This window comes from Rhizobium sp. YTU87027 (genome assembly GCF_050644135.1).
GTDB lineage: Bacteria > Pseudomonadota > Alphaproteobacteria > Rhizobiales > Rhizobiaceae > Rhizobium.
This window is the reverse complement of sequence record NZ_CP098441.1, coordinates 1,322,886-1,342,738: the sequence shown is the minus strand read 5'-3', so window position 1 is coordinate 1,342,738 and position 19,853 is coordinate 1,322,886. Positions and strand designations below refer to the sequence as shown.

The window sequence follows — 19,853 nt, the reverse complement described above, 5'->3', positions numbered from 1 at the left end:
TTGAAAATATAAGCCCCGCGACTTGCGGGAATATCGAAGAGCCGGCCAGACCTCATGAAGACCGCAGATCCGGAATTGATGCGCGCGATCAACCGCTTGAACGTGCTTGATACGATCCGCCGTCACGGGCCGATATCGCGTGTCGAAATCAGCGAGCGGACGCAATTGTCGACAACCACGGTTTCAGCAATCACCGCCTCGCTGCTCGACGACGGCCTGATCTTGCCACGCCATGAGGGCGATATTCGCAACGAGGCGGGCCGCGGTCGACCGCGCGTCATGCTCGAACTCAATCCGGATGCCGCACGGGTGGTCGGCGCCAAGATCGCCGCCAACCGCCTCGTTTTCGTCGTGACCGATTTTCGCGGAGACGTGCTGTCACAGCTCACGCTCCCTATTCGCATCGATCGCCAACCGATCGGCGTCATCGCCGATCTTGTCGAGGATGGTGTGCGCCGCTGCGTGGTCGATGCCGGGCTCTCGCTCGAAGATGTCGATACTGTTTGCCTTGGGCTTCCGGGGGTCATCGAACACCGCACCGGCCATATCCGCAGCAGCCCGATCTTTCGTGACACGAATGTCGACTTCGCAAGCGAGATGACGGCCAGGCTCAATACCCCGACGATCGTGGAAAGCGATGCGCATGCCATCACGCTTGCCCACCACTGGTTCGGCCAGGCGCGTGATCTGGAGGACATGGTCCTGATTTCCCTGGAGCAGACGCTTGGTCTGGGCGTCCTGCATGACAATCAGCTGTTTCGCGGCGCCGGCGGCCTCAGCCACAATCTTGGCGACCTGGTGCTGGGCATGGGACCGCGCGGCATCGTGCGACTGTCGAGCCAGGCTGGCGAAAGCGAGATTCTCGGCGACCAGCCGGCCAGCGGCCGGTTTGCCGAGGCCATCCGGCTTGGACGGGGAATGACGCATGCCCAGGCCCTTATCAAGGCCGAGGACGACACGCTGATCAGCGCAGCAATCCGCGCCGGAGAAGCTGTCGGCGTGGCGATCGCCAATATCGTCACCTTGTTTGCGCCGCCGCGGGTTATCCTCGTCGGTTCCAGTCTTGCGCTGGGCGAGCCGTTTCTCGACAGCCTGCGAAACGCCTATGCGCTCGCCGTGCCGCCGTCTTTGAAGGGTGTTGCCGAACTCGTCTTTGACGATTCGACCGACGACTTCTGGGCGCAAGGGGCAGCCGCTGTGGCACTTTACGAACTCTACGAGTCGCCGTGGAACACCACCGGTCCGGCGCTCTAGACAGCAAAATCACGACATCCAACAGGAGGAAATCATGGAACCAGTCGGCATCGGCATCATTGGCTGCGGCAACATCTCCGGCGCCTATCTGAAGGCGATGGCGTCGTTTCCTATCCTTGATGTTTGCGGCGTGGCCGACCTCAACCACGATATGGCCGTGGCAAAGGCCGCCGAGTTCAACGTGCCATCAAAAAGGATCGATGAACTGTTTGCCGATCCCAGGGTCGAGATCATCGTCAATCTGACGGTGCCCAAGGCGCATGTCGCGGTTGGCCTGCAGGCGCTCGAGGCTGGCAAGCACGCCTATTCGGAAAAGCCGCTTGGCATCAATTTCGCGGAAGGCAAACGACTTGCGGAGGCAGCAAGAGCCAAGGGCTTGCGCATCGGTGCTGCACCCGACACCTTCCTCGGTGGCGGGCACCAGACCGCGCGCACGCTTGTCGATCAGGGCGTGATTGGCCAACCGGTCGGTGGAACCGCGACCTTCATGTGCCCGGGTCACGAGCGCTGGCATCCCAATCCCGGCTTTTACTACGAAGTTGGCGGCGGCCCGATGCTTGATATGGGTCCCTACTACATCACGGATCTCGTCAACCTCTTTGGACCCGTCGCACAGGTCGCCGGCTTTGCCCTCACACCGCGCAAGGAGCGTGTCATTACCAGCGAACCGAGAAACGGCGAGCATATTCCGGTGCATGTGCCCACCCATGTCGCGGGTCTCATGGCCTTTGTTAATGGCGCAGTCGTTCAGATTGGCATGAGCTTCGACGTCGCCGGCCACAAGCACGTACCGCTTGAGATCTACGGGACCGAAGGCACGCTGATCGTCCCTGATCCGAACCACTTTGGCGGCGATGTGGAGCTGCTGAAGAAGGGCGGAGCATTCGAACCGCAGCCACTCACGGCACCTTATGCCGACGGCAACTACCGCTCGATCGGTGTCGCGGATCTCGCCCATGCTGTCCGCACGAACCGGCCGCATCGCGCCAACGGCGATCTGGCTCTGCATGTCCTTGAGGTGATGGAAGCCTTCGACACGGCCTCCAAGAGCGGACGCACGGTCGACATTACAACGCAAACAGAGCGGCCGATGCCGCTGTCCCAGTCGCTCATTGACGGGCGCTTGGCCAAGTAATCATCAGGAGGAAGAGCATGCGTGAAGCACTGATCGTCTGGGGCGGATGGAGCGGCCACGAGCCGCAGGAATGCGCCGCAATCATCAAGGACATGCTGGAGGAGGATGGGTTCAGGGTCTACGTCGAGCACACGACCGAAGCCTTTGCCGACCCTTCTGTCCGTGATCTCAGCCTGGTCGTACCGATCGTGACGATGTCGAAAATCGAAACGGAAGAGATCAAGAACCTCGCGGCTGCGATCGAGGGCGGCGTCGGCCTTGCCGGCTACCACGGCGGCGCCGGCGACAGCTTTCGCGAGTGCGTCGACTATCAATTCATCATCGGCGGTCAGTGGGTCGCCCATCCTGGCAATATCATCGACTACACGGTCAATATCGCGCGGCCCGATGATCCGGTGATGGAGGGCATTGGCGACTTCCCATACACTTCCGAGCAATACTACATGCATGTCGATCCTTCGAACGAGGTGCTGGCGACGACGACGTTCACCGGCGACCACGCCTATTGGATCGACGGCGTTGTGATGCCTGTGGCCTGGAAGCGCAAATACGGCAAGGGCCGTGTCTTTTATTCTTCGCTCGGCCACCAGGCCAAGGAATTCCAGGTCCCGCAGATGAAGACGATTTTCCGTCGCGGTGCGAACTGGGCAGCGCGTTGAACGCCCGTTCACAAAAATACCGGCGCCGCAGTATGGCGCCGGTATTTTAGAAAGATAGCGTACGAATTGCGCGGGCGCATGTCAGCCGTAGCGGCCGAGATCCAGTCCCTCGGTCGATATCTGCGGTTTCGCCCTGTTGACAAGATCGGTCAGTACGCGGCCGGAGCCGCAGGCCATCGTCCAACCGAGCGTGCCATGTCCGGCGTTGAGGTAGAGGTTGTCATAGACCGCCTTGCCGATGATTGGCGTTCCGTCGGGCGTCATCGGCCGCAGTCCGCACCAGAACTGCGCCTTGCTCTGGTCCCCTGCTCCACCGAACAGATCCTCAACCGAATGCGCAAGTGTCGCTTTACGATTAGGCGGCAAGTCCTTGTTGAAACGCGCGATTTCGGCCATGCCGCCGACACGGATCCGATCACCCAGACGGGTGATGGCGATCTTGAAGGTTTCGTCCATGATCGTCGAAACGGGCGCCCGGCTCTCGTCGAGGATCGGAACCGTGATCGAATATCCCTTCACCGGATATATCGGGACCTTCAGTCCGAGCGGTTTCAACAAGGTCGGCGTGAAGCTGCCGAAAGCGGCCACGAAGACGTCGCTGTCGAAGGCGCCATGCGAGGTTTCGACGGCCCTGATCCTGTTGTTCTCGATGCGCAGCTTATGGACCTCTGCCCCGTAGACGAAGCGCACACCTAATGCCTCCGCACGCTTTGCGAGTTCGTTTGTGAATTTGAAGCAGTCGCCCGTTTCGTCGTTGGGCAGGCGCAAACCGCCAACGATCTTATGCTTGACCGGCGCCAGTCCAGGTTCGGCCGCGACGCATCCTGCCGGGTCGAGGACTTCGAACGGCACGCCGTCCTTTGCGAGGACCTCGATGTCTTTTGTAATCGCATCGAGCTGCTTTTGCGTGCGGAAGAGCTGCAGGGTCCCTCGGGCCCGCTCGTCGTAGGCGATGCCGGTCTCGTCACGCAGCTCGATCAGGCAGTCGCGACTGTATTCGGCAAGACGGACCATACGGCTCTTATTGATGGCGTAGCGCGCCGAAGTGCAGTTGCGCAGCATTGCCGCCACCCAGGCCCAGGTGGCTGGGTCGAATGTCGGACGTATGATCAAGGGCGCATGCTTCATGAAAAGCCATTTGACCGCCTTCTGGGGAATCCCGGGGGCTGCCCAGGGGGATGCATAACCGGGCGAGATCTCGCCGGCGTTGGCGTAGCTGGTTTCCAGAGCCGGTCCGCTCTGCCGCTCCAGCACTGTTACCTCGTGTCCCGATTTCGCCAGATAGTAGGCAGTGGTAACGCCAATGACGCCGGCACCAAGCACGGTGATCTTCATAGTGAACCCCAAAAAAAGTCAGATCAGATGTAACGATTTCTCAAATGGCCGAGAATTTTAAAAAGGAGATGGTATCGGCGTCATCAGCCATCATCTCCACAATTTGCCCTTTTTCCAACAACACGCTTCATGCCGATGCTGCGCTGCCACGCGCCCGGCAAGGGCTGCTGCGGGAAAGCGCCAGGGTCAATTGAATTGGCGCCGCATCCGTCAGTTGCGAGCGTAACATTCTCGATGCTGCTGTTCATGACCCGGCCCAAGTGTATACGCCCGCAAGGATATCGGTCTGTGAACGAATTTTTCACTCACTTCGTTATGGAAACAAGCAATTGCGGCAGCGTTCTTGCAACTTTCTTCAAACCGTTGAACGTTTCGTGCGGGAACGCGGTCAGATGAGATAGTTGATGAAGCGCTCTGCCGCTGGAGGCAGGCTGGAGCGGCTGCGGGTCAACAGATAGAGGGAGCGGACAAGCCGAAAATCGGCTATCGCGCGAAAAACAATCTCATCGCTCTGGATGACCTTGGCAGCGTGCCTAGGCAACAGTGCGACGCCGGCGTTGCGGCTGATCAGGGTCAACTGCGCAATGGTGCTGAAAGTCTGTATGCGGCCGATAGTCAGGCTCGGTGGCAATTCGCGGCAATCGGCCAGCATCCTTGCAATACCGGCCTGTCGGTCAAGCGCGATCACATCTTCCGGATTGATATCGGCCAGCACAACCGGTCGCGATGATCGTGCAAGATGATGATCTTTGTGGCAGACGAGACCGAAAGGGTCCTCGCTGATCTTTCTTCCCTCCAATTCGCCCGATTCAAAGCCAGGACCAGCCAGCGCGAAGTCGAGTGTCTTGTTGATCACCATGCCGGCCAATCGCTCAGCCACGTCGTCATGGACAACAATATCAATTCCCGGATGGTCAGTGCGAAACTTCGCAATCGCCTCCGACAGCGGCGTCAGGACGGCTGATGGCGCTGCACCGATCGCCACACGACCGCGTTTGAGGCCGCCGACCTGCCTGAGGTTTGTCAGCGAAAGCTCGAAGCGATCGAGAATGTCGCGAGCGCCCTCAAGGAACGCTTCACCGGCTTCTGTCGCTCTTACAGGACGCGTCTTTCGATCGAAGATCGCCGTTGCGCACTCAGCCTCGAGCATGCGGATCGTCTCGGTCAGGGCCGAGGGCACGACGCCAAGCCGTTGCGCCGCCCGGCTGAAGGATCCTTCTTCCATGACCGTGAGAGCCGCGCGAAGATGGCGCAGTCCTATGTTCGTATTTTCCGAAAACACCTTCATATCTTTCTAATTATACGAAGTGGTCAGATGTGCTTCAATACTGGTTCCCCCGATTTTTCCGGATCTACAGTGATGCTGCACCAGACTGTCAATACAACGCCCTATCACATTGCACTTGAGGAAATTTCCTCCTTGCTGACTGACGCAGGATTTCGCGGCGACATCGCAGCAGACGCCGCACTGCTCGCAGCCATGTCGACGGACAACAGCATTTACACCATGATGCCGGATATCGTTGTTGCTCCACGCGATGCCGAAGATGTTCGACGGCTGATGCGCGTCCTCGACGCCGAACATCTGCGTGGTGTTCCCGTGACAGCGCGCGGCGGCGGTACCGGTACAAACGGCCAGAGCCTGAACACGGGCATCATCGTCGATTTTCAAAAATACATGAACCGCCTTCTGCGCGTGAACGTCGCGGAGCAATGGGTGGAGGTTGAACCGGGCATCGTTCTTGACGAACTGAACGCGCAGCTGGCCGCGACCGGTCTGTTCTTCGCGCCGACGACCTCGACGGCAAGCCGCTGCACGATCGGCGGTATGGTGAGCACAGATGCATCCGGAAAAGGATCGAGGCGCTACGGCAAGACCAGCGACAACGTGCTTGGAATGGAGATCGTCCTTGATGGCGGTCGGACACTGGATAGTGGCGCGCCTGCGCCTGACTGGGCGAACACTATGCTGTCTGAGATCGAAGCGGCTTGCAAGTCGGGCCGCGACGCTCTCATCAGCCAGGTCCCGGCGCTTTCGCGCAGGTTTACCGGATATGACCTTGAACGGGCAAAGCCGCCCGAACGCGATCTCGAATGGTGGCGCCTGCCGATCGGTGCGGAGGGCACGCTCGGCCTCGTTACGCGGGTACGTTTGCGCCTGCTGCGCAAGCCGAAATTCAAGCGATTGATCGTCATTGGTTTCGAGACATTTGCCGCCGCCCTGGACGCCGGAAGTGCCCTCCTCGCGCATGATCCGCTCGCAATCGAAGTCATGGACGAATGGGTGCAGGGTCTCGCCGACAAGGCCGGAATTCTGCAAGCCCTGCCAGCCAGCCTGCGCGCTCGCGACGGCCAGGCGATCGCCTACAATTTCGTCGAGTTCGTTGGAGACGAGGAGGCAGATCTGATGCGGCGGGTCGAAGCACTGCAAGAGAGCGCGCTGACGCTTGCCGGTGTAATCGCAAGCCATGTCGCCATTGACGATATCGAAATGGCATCACTCTGGCACGTCAGGGCTGCAAGTGTTGGCTTGCTCGGCAAGGTCAGTGGCAAGCGCCGACCGGTTGCCTTTGTCGAGGACTGCGTGGTTCCTGTCGAAAACCTTGCAGCCTTTGTCGAGGACTTCACGGCGTTGCTCGGCAGCAACGGCTTGACCTATGGCATGTACGGACATGTCGATGTCGGCTGCCTGCATATCCGTCCCGCACTCGATATCGACCGCGAGGAAGACCGGGCAATCATGAAGGTGATTTCGGATGGCGTCTTCGAACTGACACGCCGGCATGGTGGCATTTTCTGGGGAGAGCATGGCAAGGGCGTGCGTGGCGCGTACCTCGCGGAGTTCGTCGGCGCTGTCGCATATGATGCGTTTGGCCGTGTCAAACGCGCCTTCGATCCAAAACATCGCTTCAATCCCGGCAAGCTCGTCGGTGATGCGGGGTCTCTCATGGGCATCGGCACAACCCCGTTTCGCAGCGTCAACACCGAGGACAGTGATCCTCTCGGCCTTGCCTTCAGGTGCAATGGCAATGCGCAATGTTTGAGCTATCAACGCAGCAACGTCATGTGCCCCTCGTTCAAGGCGACACGGGATCTGCGCCACTCGCCAAAGGGCCGCGCCGACGCTCTGAGGCATTGGCACCAGGCGCAACGGCAAGGTCGCGCGACCGAAGAGCTGGAGCGCGATGTTCTGTTCGCTCTCGACGGATGCCTCGGCTGCAAGGCCTGCGCCACGAGCTGTCCGGTACAGGTCGACATACCGGAGATGAAGTCGCATTTCCTCGACCGGCTCCATCAGAAGCGTCGGCGTGCGCTTGCCGATAGGGCAGCGCTGTTGCTGGAGGAATACGCATCCGTTTTGATCCGTTACAGAAAGCCGGCGGCGGTCCTTGCAAGGCTCGTCAACCCACTGATGGAAAAATTGACGGGTCTGCGCGACCTGCCTCTCCTTGCCGATGATGATGTGGGCAGCGGTGGATATCAGACGTTTGGCGCCGAAACGATCACGCAGCATCGATGGCATGAGGACACGGTCTTTATCTGGCAGGATCCTTTTACGGCGCTTTTCGACACCAAGGCGGCATTGGCGCTCGCTGATGGCCTTCGTGGCTTTGGTTATCGCCCGGTTTTCGTGGCCATGTACCCAGGCGGAAAGGCAGCCCACGTGCTCGGCGACAGAGCCCGCTTTGTCAGGCAGGCGCGCAAACTCAGGTCGGCGCTCGACATGGTTGCCGCATCCGGTCGACCAATGGTGGGGGTCGATCCGGCCTTCGTCATGATGATCCGCCAAGAATATCTGAAGGCCGGTCTGACGGGCCAGCCGGTAATGTTGGTTCAGGAGTTCCTGAACAGGGAAATCGCAAACGGGCGCGCCCTGCCCAAACTGGCCACAGCACGCCTGCCGCGCAAACTGTTCCTTCATTGCAGCGAAAGCGCCGGCGCCGGGGCGACGGCCTGGAAGACGGTCTTTGCCGCACTCGGCGCACCGGTCGAAATTGCTGCAACCGGATGCTGCGGCATGGCCGGGTTGTTCGGACATAAGGAACGACACCAGGTGCTCAGCAGAAGCACATTTGACCTTTCCTGGACCGGGCAATTGCAGGGCGAAGAGGAGGCGATGGTCTCTGGCTTCTCATGCCGTTGCCAGACGAAGCGATTCTCTTCTATTCGGGGTGAGCATCCTATGCGATGGATGGCCGATGCAATCAGTGGCGCGTGACGGCTGCCTGCGGCGCGAATAGATGAGGCGATAATGTATGAGATTGATGCCATCGACCGGAAAATCATCCGGCAGTTGCGCCTGAACTCCCGCATATCCAATGTCGATCTCGGCAAGGAGGTTGGCCTGTCCGCCTCGGCTTGCCTGCGCCGTATTGCCCTCATGGAAAAGGCTGGAATCATCAAGGGTTATACAGCGCTTATTGATGTGCTTGGTGAGGAGGCGATTGCCGTGATCATCCAGATCACGCTGGAGCGCCAGACAGAAGAATATCTGAAACGCTTTGAAGCGGCCGTGCGCAAATACCCGGAAATTCGTGAGTGCTTCCTGATGACGGGCGGCTCGGATTATCTCCTGCGCATCGACGTCGAAAGCGCCGGTGCCTTCGAAAGGATCCACAAGGAGATCCTCTCCGTCCTGCCAGGTGTGCTGCGCATCAATTCCAGTTTCTCCATCCGCAATGTATTATCGGCTCGTCAAAAATAGACCCTGAGGGCTTGAGGCGGAGCGGCTTGCGCAAGCCTCTTGCAGTGCCATACGTCATAAGGATCGCAAGACGACGAGCCGCGTGAATGCTAGCCTGACAGCAGACGAGTCGGATCCGGGGTAGCGGCATGTATGACAATTGCGTCATTGGAGGTGGCATCGTCGGCCTGGCGGCTGCCATGGCGCTTCAGGAAAAAACACCTGGCGCCAGTATTGTCGTTCTGGAAAAGGAGACCGAACTTGCAAGGCACCAGACAGGTCACAACAGCGGCGTCATCCATGCCGGCATCTATTATGCTCCCGGCTCACTGAAAGCGAAACTCTGCCGCGAGGGCGCGGAGGCGACAAAGCGCTTCTGCGATGAAAATCGCATCCCCTTCGAAACCTGCGGAAAGTTGCTGGTCGCGACCAGTGACGCGGAGATGGAGCGGATGGAGGCGCTCGAGGAAAGAGCGCAAAAAAACGGCATCGATCATACCAGGTTGTCGACGGCGAAGCTGCGAGCCGACGAGCCCAATATCGCCGGTCTCGGCGCCCTTCTCGTTCACGCCACGGGAATCGTCGACTATGCCCTCGTGTGCCGTGCCATGGCACGAAAGATCGAGGAACGAGGCGGCAAAATCAGGCGCGGCGTGGCGGTCCGGGCGATTAACGAGGAAGACGAAGGCGTACGCATCGAAAGTGCGTCCGGTTCCATCAAGGCCCGCAGGCTGATTGCCTGCGCCGGCCTCCAGTCCGATCGCATTGCCATGATGGCCGGTGTGAAGATCGATCATCGGATCGTGCCGTTTCGCGGCGAATATTACGCATTGCCGGCATCAAGGGCGAAAGTGACGCAGCGCCTTATCTATCCGATCCCCGATCCAAACTTGCCCTTCCTCGGTATCCACCTGACGCGAACGATCGATGGTGGCATGACAGTTGGACCGAACGCCGTGCTTGGCTTTGCGCGCGAAGGCTACGGCAAGGGAAGTTTTGCGCTCAAGGACGTCGCCAGCATGGCTGCATTTCCCGGCTTCTGGAAAATGGCGCGGAAAAACTGGCGCTCGGCGATGTCGGAATTTGCCAATTCCGCATCGCGGGCGCGCTATCTCGAGGAATGCCGGAAATATTGCCCCTCGCTGACGATTGATGACCTGCAAAAACCACAGGCTGGCATTCGCGCGCAGGCGGTGATGGCCGACGGAAGCCTGGTACATGACTTCCTCTTCAAGCAGACCGAACGAATGCTGCATGTCTGCAACGCTCCCTCGCCCGCAGCAACCTCGGCCATCCCGATCGGCAGCATGATCGTGGATCGGCTGCTCGAAGGCAGCGCCACGACGATCACCGCCTCCCTGCCCCGTGAGGAAGCCCAAGCTTAGCTTCTTGCGGAGCTCGATCGGGTTCGCCGGCATCAAGATGGCGAAGCGGCCGTCGAGCGGAAGCGATATGCCCGTGACCATCGATCAGTCGTCGCTCAAAGCGAAGAGGATCGCTTCGGCGAAGATCGGCTTGCACGCGACCTCAAGTCGCCGCAATCGTGGTCAACTCCACCGCTGTAGCGCCCGCTTCGCCAGGTGAATGCTGCTGCGCGTCCGAGCTCTTTCGGCCGGGCGGGCGATGAGAATTCGTTCCCGACCCCGTCCTTCTTTTATTCTCCTGATGAACCCTGACGTCGGCGTCGTTGACGCAGATTTGACTGGAAATGCACTGTCGAACATCCAGGCAAGCATGAATCGGATGACAAAAAACTATCGGTAAGCGCGGTCAAATGTGGTGGAGCGGCCTGTCATGTCCGGCTAAGCTTCTTTCGTGGCCGCGGGATGGAACCGGGAGAGTTCGCCTGCTTTGGCCCGGCAAGAGAGTTCGGACCTGGGAGGGTAGTCGTATGAAGGATGCATCAGAGCCCGATCTGGAAGTCGTCCAGATACGTTCCGGCGAATCCTTCAAGATGTGGTCACACGGATATCCCTATCATACGGTGCGGTGGCACTTTCACCCCGAGTATGAAATCCACCTGATCACCGAAACCTCCGGCTGCTATTTCGTCGGCGACTTCATCGGCGATTTTCAACCGGGAAATTTTGTGATGACCGGTCCGAACCTGCCGCACAATTGGGTGAGCGAGGTTTCGGACAACAGACGCATCGAAAAGCGTTGCCTGGTCTTGCAGTTCTCCGAGCAATTCATCGACGGCCTGCTTGCCATCCTGCCCGAACTCAAAGGGTTTCGCCCGGTGCTGGCCGACAGCCGTCGAGGCGTCCTGTTCCCTGTTAAGACCGCCGCACTCGCCAAACCGGTCATGCAGGAGATGCTTTACGCCACGGGTGCACGTCGCATCGCACTTTTCATGCAGCTCGTCGAACTTCTGACGGTTGTGAACGATCGCATCGCGCTGACCACACCCGACTATCAGCCCGACCCGTCCGGTTACATGTCGATCGGCACCAACAAGGCGTTGGCATTTATCCGCGAACGACTGACGGAGCCGTTTGCCGAAACCGACCTGGCAGCGATCGCCGGTCAGACGCCAAGTGCGTTCTCGAGGTCGTTCAGGAAACATACCGGCTTCTCGGTGGTCCAATATGTGAACCGCTTGCGCATCAACCTCGCCTGCCAGCTGTTGATGAGCAGCGAGGACATGCCAGTGATCGATATCTGTTACGCGTCCGGGTTCAACAACCTTTCAAATTTCAACAGACACTTTCTCGCGCAAAAAGGAATGCCGCCCTCCAGGTTCAGAGCCTTGCGGGCACAAAACGAAAAAGCGGTGGAGGCCGCCTAACCAGGGAGGACAGGGAGGAGAAAGCACACATTGATGGCGCGTTCGAACGAAGGCCCTGGCGGCCCTCGTGAGGGCAACGCTTGTCTTCAAATTCAAAACAGCTGCGCCCCAGCAGCTCGGCCGGCGATGGTCCTCGACCGTTGGTTTCGGTGGCGGCTTCGTGCGCTTTGAACTCAGGTGAGCCACGCCTGAGACGGTAACCGCAACAATCGATCTCTTCAATGGAGAAACCGAAATGACGCAACTTTCAACGAAACTCGCAAGCGCTGCAATCCTGGCCTTCGGCCTTCTCGGCGCAACGTCCGTTTTTGCACAATCGGCCAAGGTCACGGATGCAACCGTTGCCTTCCTCATGCCCGATCAGAGTTCGACACGTTACGAAGAGCATGACTTCCCGGGCTTCCAGGCCGAAATGGCAAAACTGTGCGCCGGCTGCAAGGTGATCTACCAGAATGCCAATGGCGATGCATCGCGCCAGCAGCAGCAATTCAACTCGGCGATTTCGCAAGGTGCCAAGGCGATCATCCTCGACCCTGTCGACTCGACGGCTGCGGCCTCGCTGGTAAAGATGGCACAAAGCCAGGGCGTCAAGGTCATCGCCTATGACCGCCCGATCCCGTCGGCAGCTGCCGACTATTACGTCTCCTTCAACAATGAGGAGATCGGCAAGATGATTGCCGCATCGCTCGTCGATCACCTGAAGAAGACCAATGTCAAGCCCAAGGATGGTGGTCTCCTCGAGATCAACGGCTCGCCGACCGACGCGGCTGCTGGCCTCATCAAGAAGGGTATCCATGCCGGCATCGCTGAAGGCGGGTATCAGGTGCTGGCCGAATACGATACGCCGGAGTGGGCGCCGCCGAAGGCGCAGCAGTGGGCGAGTGGACAGATCACGCGCTTCGGCAAGAAGATCATTGGTGTTGTCGCCGCCAACGACGGTACCGGTGGCGCGGCAGTGGCAGCTTTCAAGGCTGCCGGCGTGGATCCCGTCCCGCCGGTGACGGGCAATGACGCGACGATTGCCGGCCTGCAGCTGATCATTGCTGGCGACCAGTACAACACGATTTCCAAGCCGAGCGAGATCGTCGCTGCCGCGGCCGCCAACGTCGCCATAAAGCTGCTTTCGGGCGAGACCCCGAAGGCTGACACGAAGCTCTTCGACACGCCGACCCAGCTCTTTACGCCGGCATTGGTGACAACAGAAAATCTCAAGGCCGAGATCATCGACAAGGCAGTCAACGGCAAGCCGATCCAGACGCCTGAACAGCTATGCGGCGATCGCTACGCCGATGGTTGCAAGAAGCTCGGCATCGGCAGCTGAGAAATCCTCCCGAGGGCCCTCCGACACACGCCGTCGGGGGGGCCGCCGCGGGTATCGCGAAGTCATACAGAAAGGCTTGCCTCGATGACGGACAACCAACATGACGCGCTCGCGACCGGCGAGCTGGTGCTCAGCCTGCGTGGCGTCTCCAAGAATTTCGGCGCCGTGTCCGCCCTGACGGATATCGACCTCGACGTGCGTGCGGGCGAAGTCGTGGCGTTGGTCGGCGACAACGGCGCGGGGAAGTCGACACTTGTCAAGATCCTGGCCGGGGTCCATCAGCCGACGTCAGGCACGATCACTTTTGCCGGCAAACCCGTCACGCTGGCTGATCCCAGTAACGCACTTGATCTCGGCATTGCGACAGTTTTTCAGGATCTGGCGCTTTGCGAAAATCTTGACGTGGTGGCCAACATCTTCCTCGGCCGGGAGACCAGTCCCTTAAAACTCGACGAGGTGTCGATGGAGGTGCGCTCCTGGACGCTCTTGAACGAGCTGTCGGCCCGCATCCCGAGCGTGCGTATTGCGATCGCCTCGCTTTCCGGTGGACAGCGTCAGACGGTGGCGATTGCGAGATCGCTGCTCTTGGAGCCGAAGCTCATCATGCTCGACGAGCCGACGGCGGCCCTCGGCGTGGCACAGACGGCGGAGGTCTTGAACCTTATCGAACGGGTCCGTGATCGCGGTCTCGGGGTGATCATGATCAGCCACAATATGGAAGACGTTCGGGCCGTGGCGGACCGCATCGTGGTCCTGCGTCTCGGTCGCAACAACGGAATATTCTATCCCGACGCCACCAACCAGGAACTGGTCAGCGCCATCACCGGGGCCGCAGACAACTCCGTCTCCCGCCGGGCAAGCCGACGCCAGGCGCCGCGGGAGATCACAGAGGGGAAAAACCCATGAGCAGCAACGCCAATCAAAACGCGCCATCCGCACCGCTGCTGGATAGAAGCGATGTTCGGGTCAAGCACGAAACAGGCATCAGCGGCGCCATCTTGACCTTTGCAGATCGGGTGAAATCAGGCGATCTCGGGTCGCTTCCAGTCGTCGTCGGTCTTGTTCTTATCTGGACGGTGTTTGCCTCTCTCAATCCGATCTTCCTTTCAGCCAACAACCTCGTCAATCTGCTTTTCGACGCATCGACCGTCGGCGTCATTTCACTGGGGATCGTCTGCATCCTGATGGTTGGCGAGATCGACCTATCCGTCGGTTCGATCAGCGGATTTGCTTCGGCGCTGGTCGGCATGCTGTGGGTCAACCAAGGCTGGCCGGTTGCGCTGGCGATCGTCGCTGCCCTTACCGCCGGCGGTATCATCGGCGCGCTCTATGCCTTGCTCTTTAACCGCCTCGGAATGCCGAGCTTCGTTTCGACACTGGCTGGCCTTCTCGCGGTCCTCGGCATGCAGCTTTACCTGCTTGGCGCGACTGGCTCGATCAACCTGCCATACGGTTCGGCGGTCGTGAACTTCGGCCAGCTGCTGGTCATACCGGATCCCGTTTCCTACGGTCTCGCTGCCATTCCCGGCATCGTGATGTTTGTGACCGGCTACCGGACCGTCCTGCGCCGGCGCGAGGCGGGCTTGTCGTCGCGCTCGCTTGGCAGTCTCGTTTTCCGCGCGGTCATGATCACCGCAGGACTGGAGACGATCGTCTTTTATCTCAACCAGGACCGCGGCATTCCGTGGATGTTTGGTCTCTTTGTCGGCCTGGTCGTGGCAATGAGCTATGCGCTGACCCGCACAAAGTGGGGCCGTTCGATGACAGCGGTCGGTGGCAATCGTGAGGCTGCGCGCCGTGCCGGCATCAATGTTCGCATGATCTATACGAGCGCCTTCATGCTCTGCTCGATGCTGGCTGCCTTGGGCGGCGTATTGTCTGCCGCGCGTCTTGCATCGGCAAGCCAGCAGGCTGGTACGGGCGACGTCAACCTGAATGCTATCGCAGCTGCCGTCATCGGCGGAACCAGCCTCTTTGGTGGTCGCGGCAGCGCCTATTCGGCGCTGCTTGGCATCATCGTCATCCAGTCGATCGCCAACGGCCTGACGCTGCTCGATCTGTCATCGTCGCTTCGCTACATGATCACGGGCGCCGTTCTTGCCGTTGCGGTCATCGTCGATTCCCTCGCGCGCCGTTCGAGAGTGTCGCACGGACGCGCGTAAAACCCGGGCAAAAGGTACGGAATGCTATGAAACAGGAACTTTCTGGAAAAGTCGCTGCAATCACCGGCGCGGCCTCGGGGATCGGCCTTGAATGCGCAAGAGCATTGATCCGTGAGGGCGTCAGCGTTGCCCTCATCGACCGGGCAGAGGATTCATTGAAGCGGATCTGCGCCGAACTGGGACCACAGGCATTCCCGCTGGTCGTCGATCTCACCGACCCGCAGAGTGTTGCGACGATGGTGCCGCATATCCTGGAAAAATTCGGCAAGCTCGACATTTTTCACGCCAATGCGGGTGCCTATATCGGCGGAGACGTGGTCGAGGGAGATCCGGATGCCTGGGATCGCATGCTTAACCTCAATATCAATGCGGCCTTCCGTTCGGTTCAGGCAGTGTTGCCGCATATGGTCGAGCGGCAGACCGGCGACATCATCATGACGAGTTCGATTGCCGGTCTGGTTCCGGTTGTTTGGGAACCGATCTACACCGCCTCCAAATTCGCGGTACAGGCGTTCGTCCATACGGTGCGCCGACAAGTGATGAAACACGGCATTCGCGTCGGCGCAGTCGCACCAGGCCCCGTTGTGACTGCCCTGATCAGCGATTGGCCGAAGGCCAAGCTCGAAGAGACCATTGCAGCGGGCGGCTTGATGGAGGCGAGTGAAGTCGCCGATGCTGTGATATTCATGTTGTCGCGGCAGCGGAACGTGACAATCCGCGACCTCGTCATTCTGCCTCACAGCACGGATCTCTAGACATGACACGCCACTTTCTCGGAATAGACGTCGGCACCGGCAGCGCGCGGACCGGAGTGTTCGACGAGAGCGGTGATTTGCTATCAACGGCGAAGCACCCAATCGCGATCTGGCACGAGGCTGGCGGCGTCGTCGAGCAGTCCAGCGAGGACATCTGGCGGGCAGTGTCCCGCACCGTCCGCCAGGCCGTCAAGGATGCGGGCATCGCTCCTGCCTCCATCGCCGGGATCGGCTTCGACGCTACCTGCTCGCTGGTCGCAGTCTGCCAGGACGGAGGTCCGCTCAGCGTCAGCACGTCCGGCGATGCCAACCGGAACATCATTGTCTGGATGGATCATCGGGCTGTTGTGGAAGCCGACGCAATCAACAGCGGCCAGCACGCCGTCCTGCGCTACGTCGGCGGCCGCATCTCGCCAGAAATGCAAACACCGAAGCTCCTGTGGCTGAAGCGGCACCTCCCCGGGCAATACCAGGCAGCCGCCCATTTTTTCGACCTTTCTGACTATCTGACCTGGCGTGCTACCGGCAGTTTTTCGCGATCGGTCTGCACGGTGACATGCAAGTGGACCTATCTCGCACATGAAGGGCGCTGGGACGTTGACTATTTTCGCGCCATTGGTCTTGCGGATCTGGCCACAGATGGTTTCGAGCGGATTGGGACGGATATCGTCGCGCCGGGAGCGGCACTTGGCACGGGGCTCTCCAGCCAGGCGGCGGCAGATTTCGGGCTGTTGGTTGGGACCCCGGTTGGCGCAGCCCTCATTGACGCGCATGCCGGCGGGATCGGGACACTTGGCGCAGTCGAAAATAAAACGTCGGGCTCAGCCGACACCGGCCGCCGGCTGGCCTATATCTTCGGCACGTCGGCATGCTCGATGGCGACCACGCAGCAGCCGACCTTTGTCGACGGCGTCTGGGGTCCGTATTTTTCAGCGATGGTGCCTGGCCTGTGGCTGAACGAGGGTGGACAGTCGGCGGCGGGAGCCGCAATCGACCACCTGGTGAGCATGCATCCGGCAGCCCCTGAAATCGCGACACGCGCCAAGGCCGAGGGTCTGTCGCTCGTTGCCTATCTGGAGCGCGCAGCCGCTCGGGCTGGTGACGACGCTGCCGATCTCGCCGGGAGGATCGTTGTCGTGCCCGAATTCCTTGGCAACCGCGCGCCTTTTGCCGACCCTGATGCGCGCGCATTGATTGCCGGGCTGACGCTTGATGCCGACGAGGCGTCGCTTGTTGCGTTCTATGTCGCTGGCCTTGCAGGGCTCGGCTATGGGCTGCGCCAACTGCTCGACGCATTGAGCGACAAAGCGATCGACATCGATCTGATCATGGCGAGCGGCGGTGCGGCAAACAGCCCCCTCGTTTTGCAGATGATCGCCGATACCACCTCAACCAAGGTTGCCAGCGTGACCAGCCCGGAGCCGGTCCTGCTTGGCGCCGCTATGCTTGGGGCGGTTGCCGGTGGCTGCTACCGCGACATCTCAAGCGCCATGGGGGTCATGTCGCGCATCGCAAAGGTCTATCGCCCTGCCTCGGGCGTAATAGGCGAGCGGCACGATCGGCGATATCAGGCTTTCAAGCTCTTGCAGGAGACCGGCCGAAAGCTGCGTGACGTGAACGAGTGAGGCTCTATGCCCGAGAGGTCGGTCTGTTTACATCACCGGAAAATAGGGATACTTTATATCCTTAATAGATGCGGTTCAGCATCGACCCGGACTGAATTTATGATCCTGAAAAGCCAAGTCGAATGGGCGCTGCATTGTTGTGCCATTCTCGCCGGTCTGCCCGCGGGCCGTTATCTGTCCACCAAGGCGCTGGCCGAGTTCCACGGACTTCCCAAGGAATATCTTTCAAAGGCGTTGCAGAGCCTGTCGCAAGCCGGTCTCGTCGATACGTCCCTCGGGCCGTCAGGTGGGTATCGATTGGCAAAGACGCCAGCAGAACTGACCTTTCTCGATATCGTCGAGGCGGTCGAAGGCAAGGCGCGGACCTTTATCTGCAACAATATCAGAGCCAACAACCCTTGCCGACCGCTCGGCTACTGCGAAAGCGATCCCTGCGCCGTGGCGCGCATCATGTGGGAAGCCGACGAAGCCTGGCGCCAGAAACTGCGCAGTGTCAGGCTATCCGATCTGATCGAGACGCTGTCTAAGGATATCCCGGCGGAGCTTTGGAAGAGCAGTTTCGAATGGGTGCTAGAGCGCGCGGGATGAACGCAGCTTGATGTCGTCTAATTCAGGCAACGCGTATTGATAGCTCTGGGGCGGCATTGCGAGGGAGAGGCCGCTTTGCCGGCAGTGATTGTGGACAAGGTCGATGACTTCATTTCTCGCCGGCGTCCTGTTTGCCGAACTGGCCACCCGAAACTGCAATTCGGTCTCGATGGCGATGGCGTCTATCCCTGTCAGGGCGACGATCGGTGGCGGGTCCTGGACGATGCGCCTACTGCCTTGCAAGGCGGTCCGCATTGCTTCTTCGACCAACCGTGGGCTATGGCTTGCGTCGATCCGGACAAGCAGTGTGATCTGGTGCGTTTCGTCGGGGCGGCTGAGATTCGTGATCCCGACCTTCGCCAGGACGCTATTTGGCAAAACGACGACGTTATGAGCGCCAGTCAGCAAAAACGTGGAGCGCCAGTTGTTCTCGATGACACGTCCCTCGGTTCCGTCGCAAAGCACGATCCAATCGCCGATGACAAAGGGCCGGCCCAATGTGAGTGCGATGCCCGAAAACACGTCGCCGAGTGTATTTTGCAGCGCCAGGCCGAAGATGATGGCGACGACGCCGGAGGTTGCGACCAGCGTGCCTATGGGCGCTTGGAAGACGAAGCCCAGGATGGACAACGCCACTGCGAGATAGACAACGGCAACGATCAGATCCTGCAGCAACCGCGCCTCCCGCGGCCTTCGCTCCAGAACAATATAGATGCGAACGAAGCCGATCAGGGTCCAGGCCAGATGTGTCCACCACAGTACGCGGGCTGAGATGGACAGAAACGCCATGAGGCCCGAAAACTGCATCTCGTCGACGCGATGCGGCAGGATGCCCGCAAAGACAAGGACGGCGGTCATGCTTGCGAAAAACAGAATCTGAACGACCAGGCGGGCAGTCGCACGGTTGCGACCCTGGAGATGCCATACGACGATGCCGGCAACGCCCAGAATATTGATCAGAACAAGCGGTAACGAGAGTTGGTCATTGAACATGACAGGCTCCAATCGCGATAATTGCGGCCCGTGTGGAGGGCCGTGTGTGCGATCACACCCGGCCCGCCGCTGACTTGCTACTTCAGAGGAAAGGTCAATTCCTTCTGATTGGTGTCAACCACAAAGACCGCCAGCAGCTTTGCAGGTTTTGTCTTGCTGCCGTTTGCGCTGACGCCATGACGGTCGCCGGGCATTTCCGAAAAGCTCTCTCCGGCCTTGTAGGTTTTCACCGGCCCATCATTGACCTGGCTGCGAATGGATCCTTCCAGAACCGTTGCATAGATGAAGGCGGAGTTCGGGTGGGTGTGGCCCTCGGAAAAGCCCCCTGGACCATATTCGACCAGCACACCCTTGACGCTCTTGCCAGGAACGTTCGGCAGTTCATGCTCATAGACGAGCGTAACCTTTGAGGCCTTGCCGCCGGCGTCATCGGCCAGCGCTGCGGTGAACGTGACCGCTGCAAGGGCAGTTGCAACAAGGATCGATTTCGTCATAGCAAATTTCCTTTCATGGGTTGGTTGCTGCGCCTCAAGACCTATGGCGCAGCCGCGCCT

The 19,853-nt window shown here is 59.8% G+C and carries 18 protein-coding genes; 14 read left to right on the top strand and 4 right to left on the bottom strand.

The window, feature by feature from the left end; translation table 11 throughout:
- Nucleotides 1–54: 54 nt before the first annotated feature.
- The 3 genes from NBG89_RS25185 to NBG89_RS25175 are packed head-to-tail and all read left to right on the top strand — an operon-like array spanning nt 55 to nt 3,048.
- On the top strand, nt 55–1,254 hold the full coding sequence (locus tag NBG89_RS25185; RefSeq protein WP_431323053.1) for an ROK family protein: 1,200 nt from the start codon (nt 55–57) through the stop codon (nt 1,252–1,254).
- 34 nt (nt 1,255–1,288) lie between these two features.
- A complete protein-coding gene (locus NBG89_RS25180; RefSeq protein ID WP_431323052.1) occupies nt 1,289–2,389 on the top strand; it encodes a Gfo/Idh/MocA family protein in 1,101 nt (366 codons plus the stop codon).
- Between the two features lie 17 nt (nt 2,390–2,406).
- Nucleotides 2,407–3,048, top strand: coding sequence for a ThuA domain-containing protein (locus NBG89_RS25175; RefSeq protein ID WP_431323051.1), 642 nt, complete (start codon nt 2,407–2,409; stop codon nt 3,046–3,048).
- Nucleotides 3,049–3,129: 81 nt separating this feature from the next.
- On the opposite strand, the gene NBG89_RS25170 is transcribed toward NBG89_RS25175, so the two are convergent.
- Nucleotides 3,130–4,383: a D-amino acid dehydrogenase gene (locus NBG89_RS25170; protein ID WP_431323050.1), complete on the bottom strand. Its 1,254-nt coding sequence runs from the start codon at nt 4,381–4,383 to the stop codon at nt 3,130–3,132.
- 44 nt (nt 4,384–4,427) lie between these two features.
- Between NBG89_RS25170 and NBG89_RS25165 the strand changes: the two genes are divergently transcribed.
- Complete coding sequence (locus NBG89_RS25165; RefSeq protein WP_431323049.1) at nt 4,428–4,577, top strand: hypothetical protein; 150 nt, start codon at nt 4,428–4,430, stop codon at nt 4,575–4,577.
- A 194-nt stretch (nt 4,578–4,771) separates the two neighbouring features.
- Here the strand turns inward: NBG89_RS25165 and NBG89_RS25160 are convergent, their stop codons facing one another.
- Nucleotides 4,772–5,671, bottom strand: a complete 900-nt coding sequence (locus tag NBG89_RS25160; RefSeq protein ID WP_431323048.1) for a LysR family transcriptional regulator — start codon at nt 5,669–5,671, stop codon at nt 4,772–4,774.
- A gap of 72 nt (nt 5,672–5,743) precedes the next feature.
- On the opposite strand from NBG89_RS25160, the gene NBG89_RS25155 reads away from it, so the two are divergent.
- From NBG89_RS25155 to NBG89_RS25110, 10 genes are all read left to right on the top strand, one after another.
- Nucleotides 5,744–8,602, top strand: coding sequence for an FAD-binding and (Fe-S)-binding domain-containing protein (locus tag NBG89_RS25155; RefSeq protein WP_431323047.1), 2,859 nt, complete (start codon nt 5,744–5,746; stop codon nt 8,600–8,602).
- Between the two features lie 33 nt (nt 8,603–8,635).
- Nucleotides 8,636–9,088, top strand: a complete 453-nt coding sequence (locus NBG89_RS25150) for an Lrp/AsnC family transcriptional regulator (RefSeq protein ID WP_431323046.1) — start codon at nt 8,636–8,638, stop codon at nt 9,086–9,088.
- Between the two features lie 128 nt (nt 9,089–9,216).
- A complete protein-coding gene (gene lhgO, locus NBG89_RS25145; RefSeq protein ID WP_431323045.1) occupies nt 9,217–10,452 on the top strand; it encodes an L-2-hydroxyglutarate oxidase in 1,236 nt (411 codons plus the stop codon).
- 506 nt (nt 10,453–10,958) lie between these two features.
- A complete protein-coding gene (locus NBG89_RS25140) occupies nt 10,959–11,855 on the top strand; it encodes a helix-turn-helix domain-containing protein (RefSeq protein ID WP_431323044.1) in 897 nt (298 codons plus the stop codon).
- Nucleotides 11,856–12,090: 235 nt separating this feature from the next.
- On the top strand, nt 12,091–13,176 hold the full coding sequence (locus tag NBG89_RS25135) for an ABC transporter substrate-binding protein (RefSeq protein ID WP_431323043.1): 1,086 nt from the start codon (nt 12,091–12,093) through the stop codon (nt 13,174–13,176).
- 84 nt (nt 13,177–13,260) lie between these two features.
- Nucleotides 13,261–14,082 (top strand): ATP-binding cassette domain-containing protein, encoded by an 822-nt coding sequence (locus NBG89_RS25130; protein ID WP_431323042.1) that lies wholly within the window; start codon nt 13,261–13,263, stop codon nt 14,080–14,082.
- A complete protein-coding gene (locus NBG89_RS25125; protein WP_431323041.1) occupies nt 14,079–15,338 on the top strand; it encodes a sugar ABC transporter permease in 1,260 nt (419 codons plus the stop codon). Before NBG89_RS25130 ends, NBG89_RS25125 begins: the two co-directional genes overlap by 4 nt.
- A gap of 26 nt (nt 15,339–15,364) precedes the next feature.
- Nucleotides 15,365–16,093, top strand: a complete 729-nt coding sequence (locus NBG89_RS25120; protein WP_431323040.1) for an SDR family oxidoreductase — start codon at nt 15,365–15,367, stop codon at nt 16,091–16,093.
- Nucleotides 16,094–16,095: 2 nt separating this feature from the next.
- Complete coding sequence (locus NBG89_RS25115; protein WP_431323039.1) at nt 16,096–17,718, top strand: FGGY-family carbohydrate kinase; 1,623 nt, start codon at nt 16,096–16,098, stop codon at nt 17,716–17,718.
- 99 nt (nt 17,719–17,817) lie between these two features.
- Entirely contained in the window at nt 17,818–18,306 is a 489-nt protein-coding gene (locus tag NBG89_RS25110) for an RrF2 family transcriptional regulator (RefSeq protein WP_431323038.1), read from the top strand.
- Here the strand turns inward: NBG89_RS25110 and NBG89_RS25105 are convergent.
- A complete protein-coding gene (locus tag NBG89_RS25105) occupies nt 18,289–19,299 on the bottom strand; it encodes a mechanosensitive ion channel family protein (RefSeq protein ID WP_431323037.1) in 1,011 nt (336 codons plus the stop codon). The two genes, NBG89_RS25110 and NBG89_RS25105, sit on opposite strands and share 18 nt — an antisense overlap.
- A 77-nt stretch (nt 19,300–19,376) precedes the next feature.
- Entirely contained in the window at nt 19,377–19,793 is a 417-nt protein-coding gene (locus NBG89_RS25100; protein WP_431323036.1) for a cupin domain-containing protein, read from the bottom strand.
- Nucleotides 19,794–19,853: the final 60 nt, after the last annotated feature.

Bases quoted from the DNA above. Each gene is read 5' to 3' on its own strand.
- NBG89_RS25180 (WP_431323052.1), top strand. From the start codon at position 1,289: ATGGAACCAGTCGGCATCGGCATCATTGGCTGCGGCAACATCTCCGGC.
- NBG89_RS25160 (WP_431323048.1), bottom strand. From the start codon at position 5,671: ATGAAGGTGTTTTCGGAAAATACGAACATAGGACTGCGCCATCTTCGC.
- NBG89_RS25130 (WP_431323042.1), top strand. From the start codon at position 13,261: ATGACGGACAACCAACATGACGCGCTCGCGACCGGCGAGCTGGTGCTC.
- NBG89_RS25115 (WP_431323039.1), top strand. From the start codon at position 16,096: ATGACACGCCACTTTCTCGGAATAGACGTCGGCACCGGCAGCGCGCGG.
- NBG89_RS25175 (WP_431323051.1), top strand. From the start codon at position 2,407: ATGCGTGAAGCACTGATCGTCTGGGGCGGATGGAGCGGCCACGAGCCG.
- NBG89_RS25155 (WP_431323047.1), top strand. From the start codon at position 5,744: ATGCTGCACCAGACTGTCAATACAACGCCCTATCACATTGCACTTGAG.
- NBG89_RS25135 (WP_431323043.1), top strand. From the start codon at position 12,091: ATGACGCAACTTTCAACGAAACTCGCAAGCGCTGCAATCCTGGCCTTC.
- NBG89_RS25185 (WP_431323053.1), top strand. From the start codon at position 55: ATGAAGACCGCAGATCCGGAATTGATGCGCGCGATCAACCGCTTGAAC.
- NBG89_RS25100 (WP_431323036.1), bottom strand. From the start codon at position 19,793: ATGACGAAATCGATCCTTGTTGCAACTGCCCTTGCAGCGGTCACGTTC.
- NBG89_RS25150 (WP_431323046.1), top strand. From the start codon at position 8,636: ATGTATGAGATTGATGCCATCGACCGGAAAATCATCCGGCAGTTGCGC.
- NBG89_RS25140 (WP_431323044.1), top strand. From the start codon at position 10,959: ATGAAGGATGCATCAGAGCCCGATCTGGAAGTCGTCCAGATACGTTCC.
- NBG89_RS25165 (WP_431323049.1), top strand. From the start codon at position 4,428: ATGGCCGAGAATTTTAAAAAGGAGATGGTATCGGCGTCATCAGCCATC.
- NBG89_RS25110 (WP_431323038.1), top strand. From the start codon at position 17,818: ATGATCCTGAAAAGCCAAGTCGAATGGGCGCTGCATTGTTGTGCCATT.
- NBG89_RS25105 (WP_431323037.1), bottom strand. From the start codon at position 19,299: ATGTTCAATGACCAACTCTCGTTACCGCTTGTTCTGATCAATATTCTG.
- NBG89_RS25120 (WP_431323040.1), top strand. From the start codon at position 15,365: ATGAAACAGGAACTTTCTGGAAAAGTCGCTGCAATCACCGGCGCGGCC.
- lhgO (WP_431323045.1), top strand. From the start codon at position 9,217: ATGTATGACAATTGCGTCATTGGAGGTGGCATCGTCGGCCTGGCGGCT.
- NBG89_RS25170 (WP_431323050.1), bottom strand. From the start codon at position 4,383: ATGAAGATCACCGTGCTTGGTGCCGGCGTCATTGGCGTTACCACTGCC.
- NBG89_RS25125 (WP_431323041.1), top strand. From the start codon at position 14,079: ATGAGCAGCAACGCCAATCAAAACGCGCCATCCGCACCGCTGCTGGAT.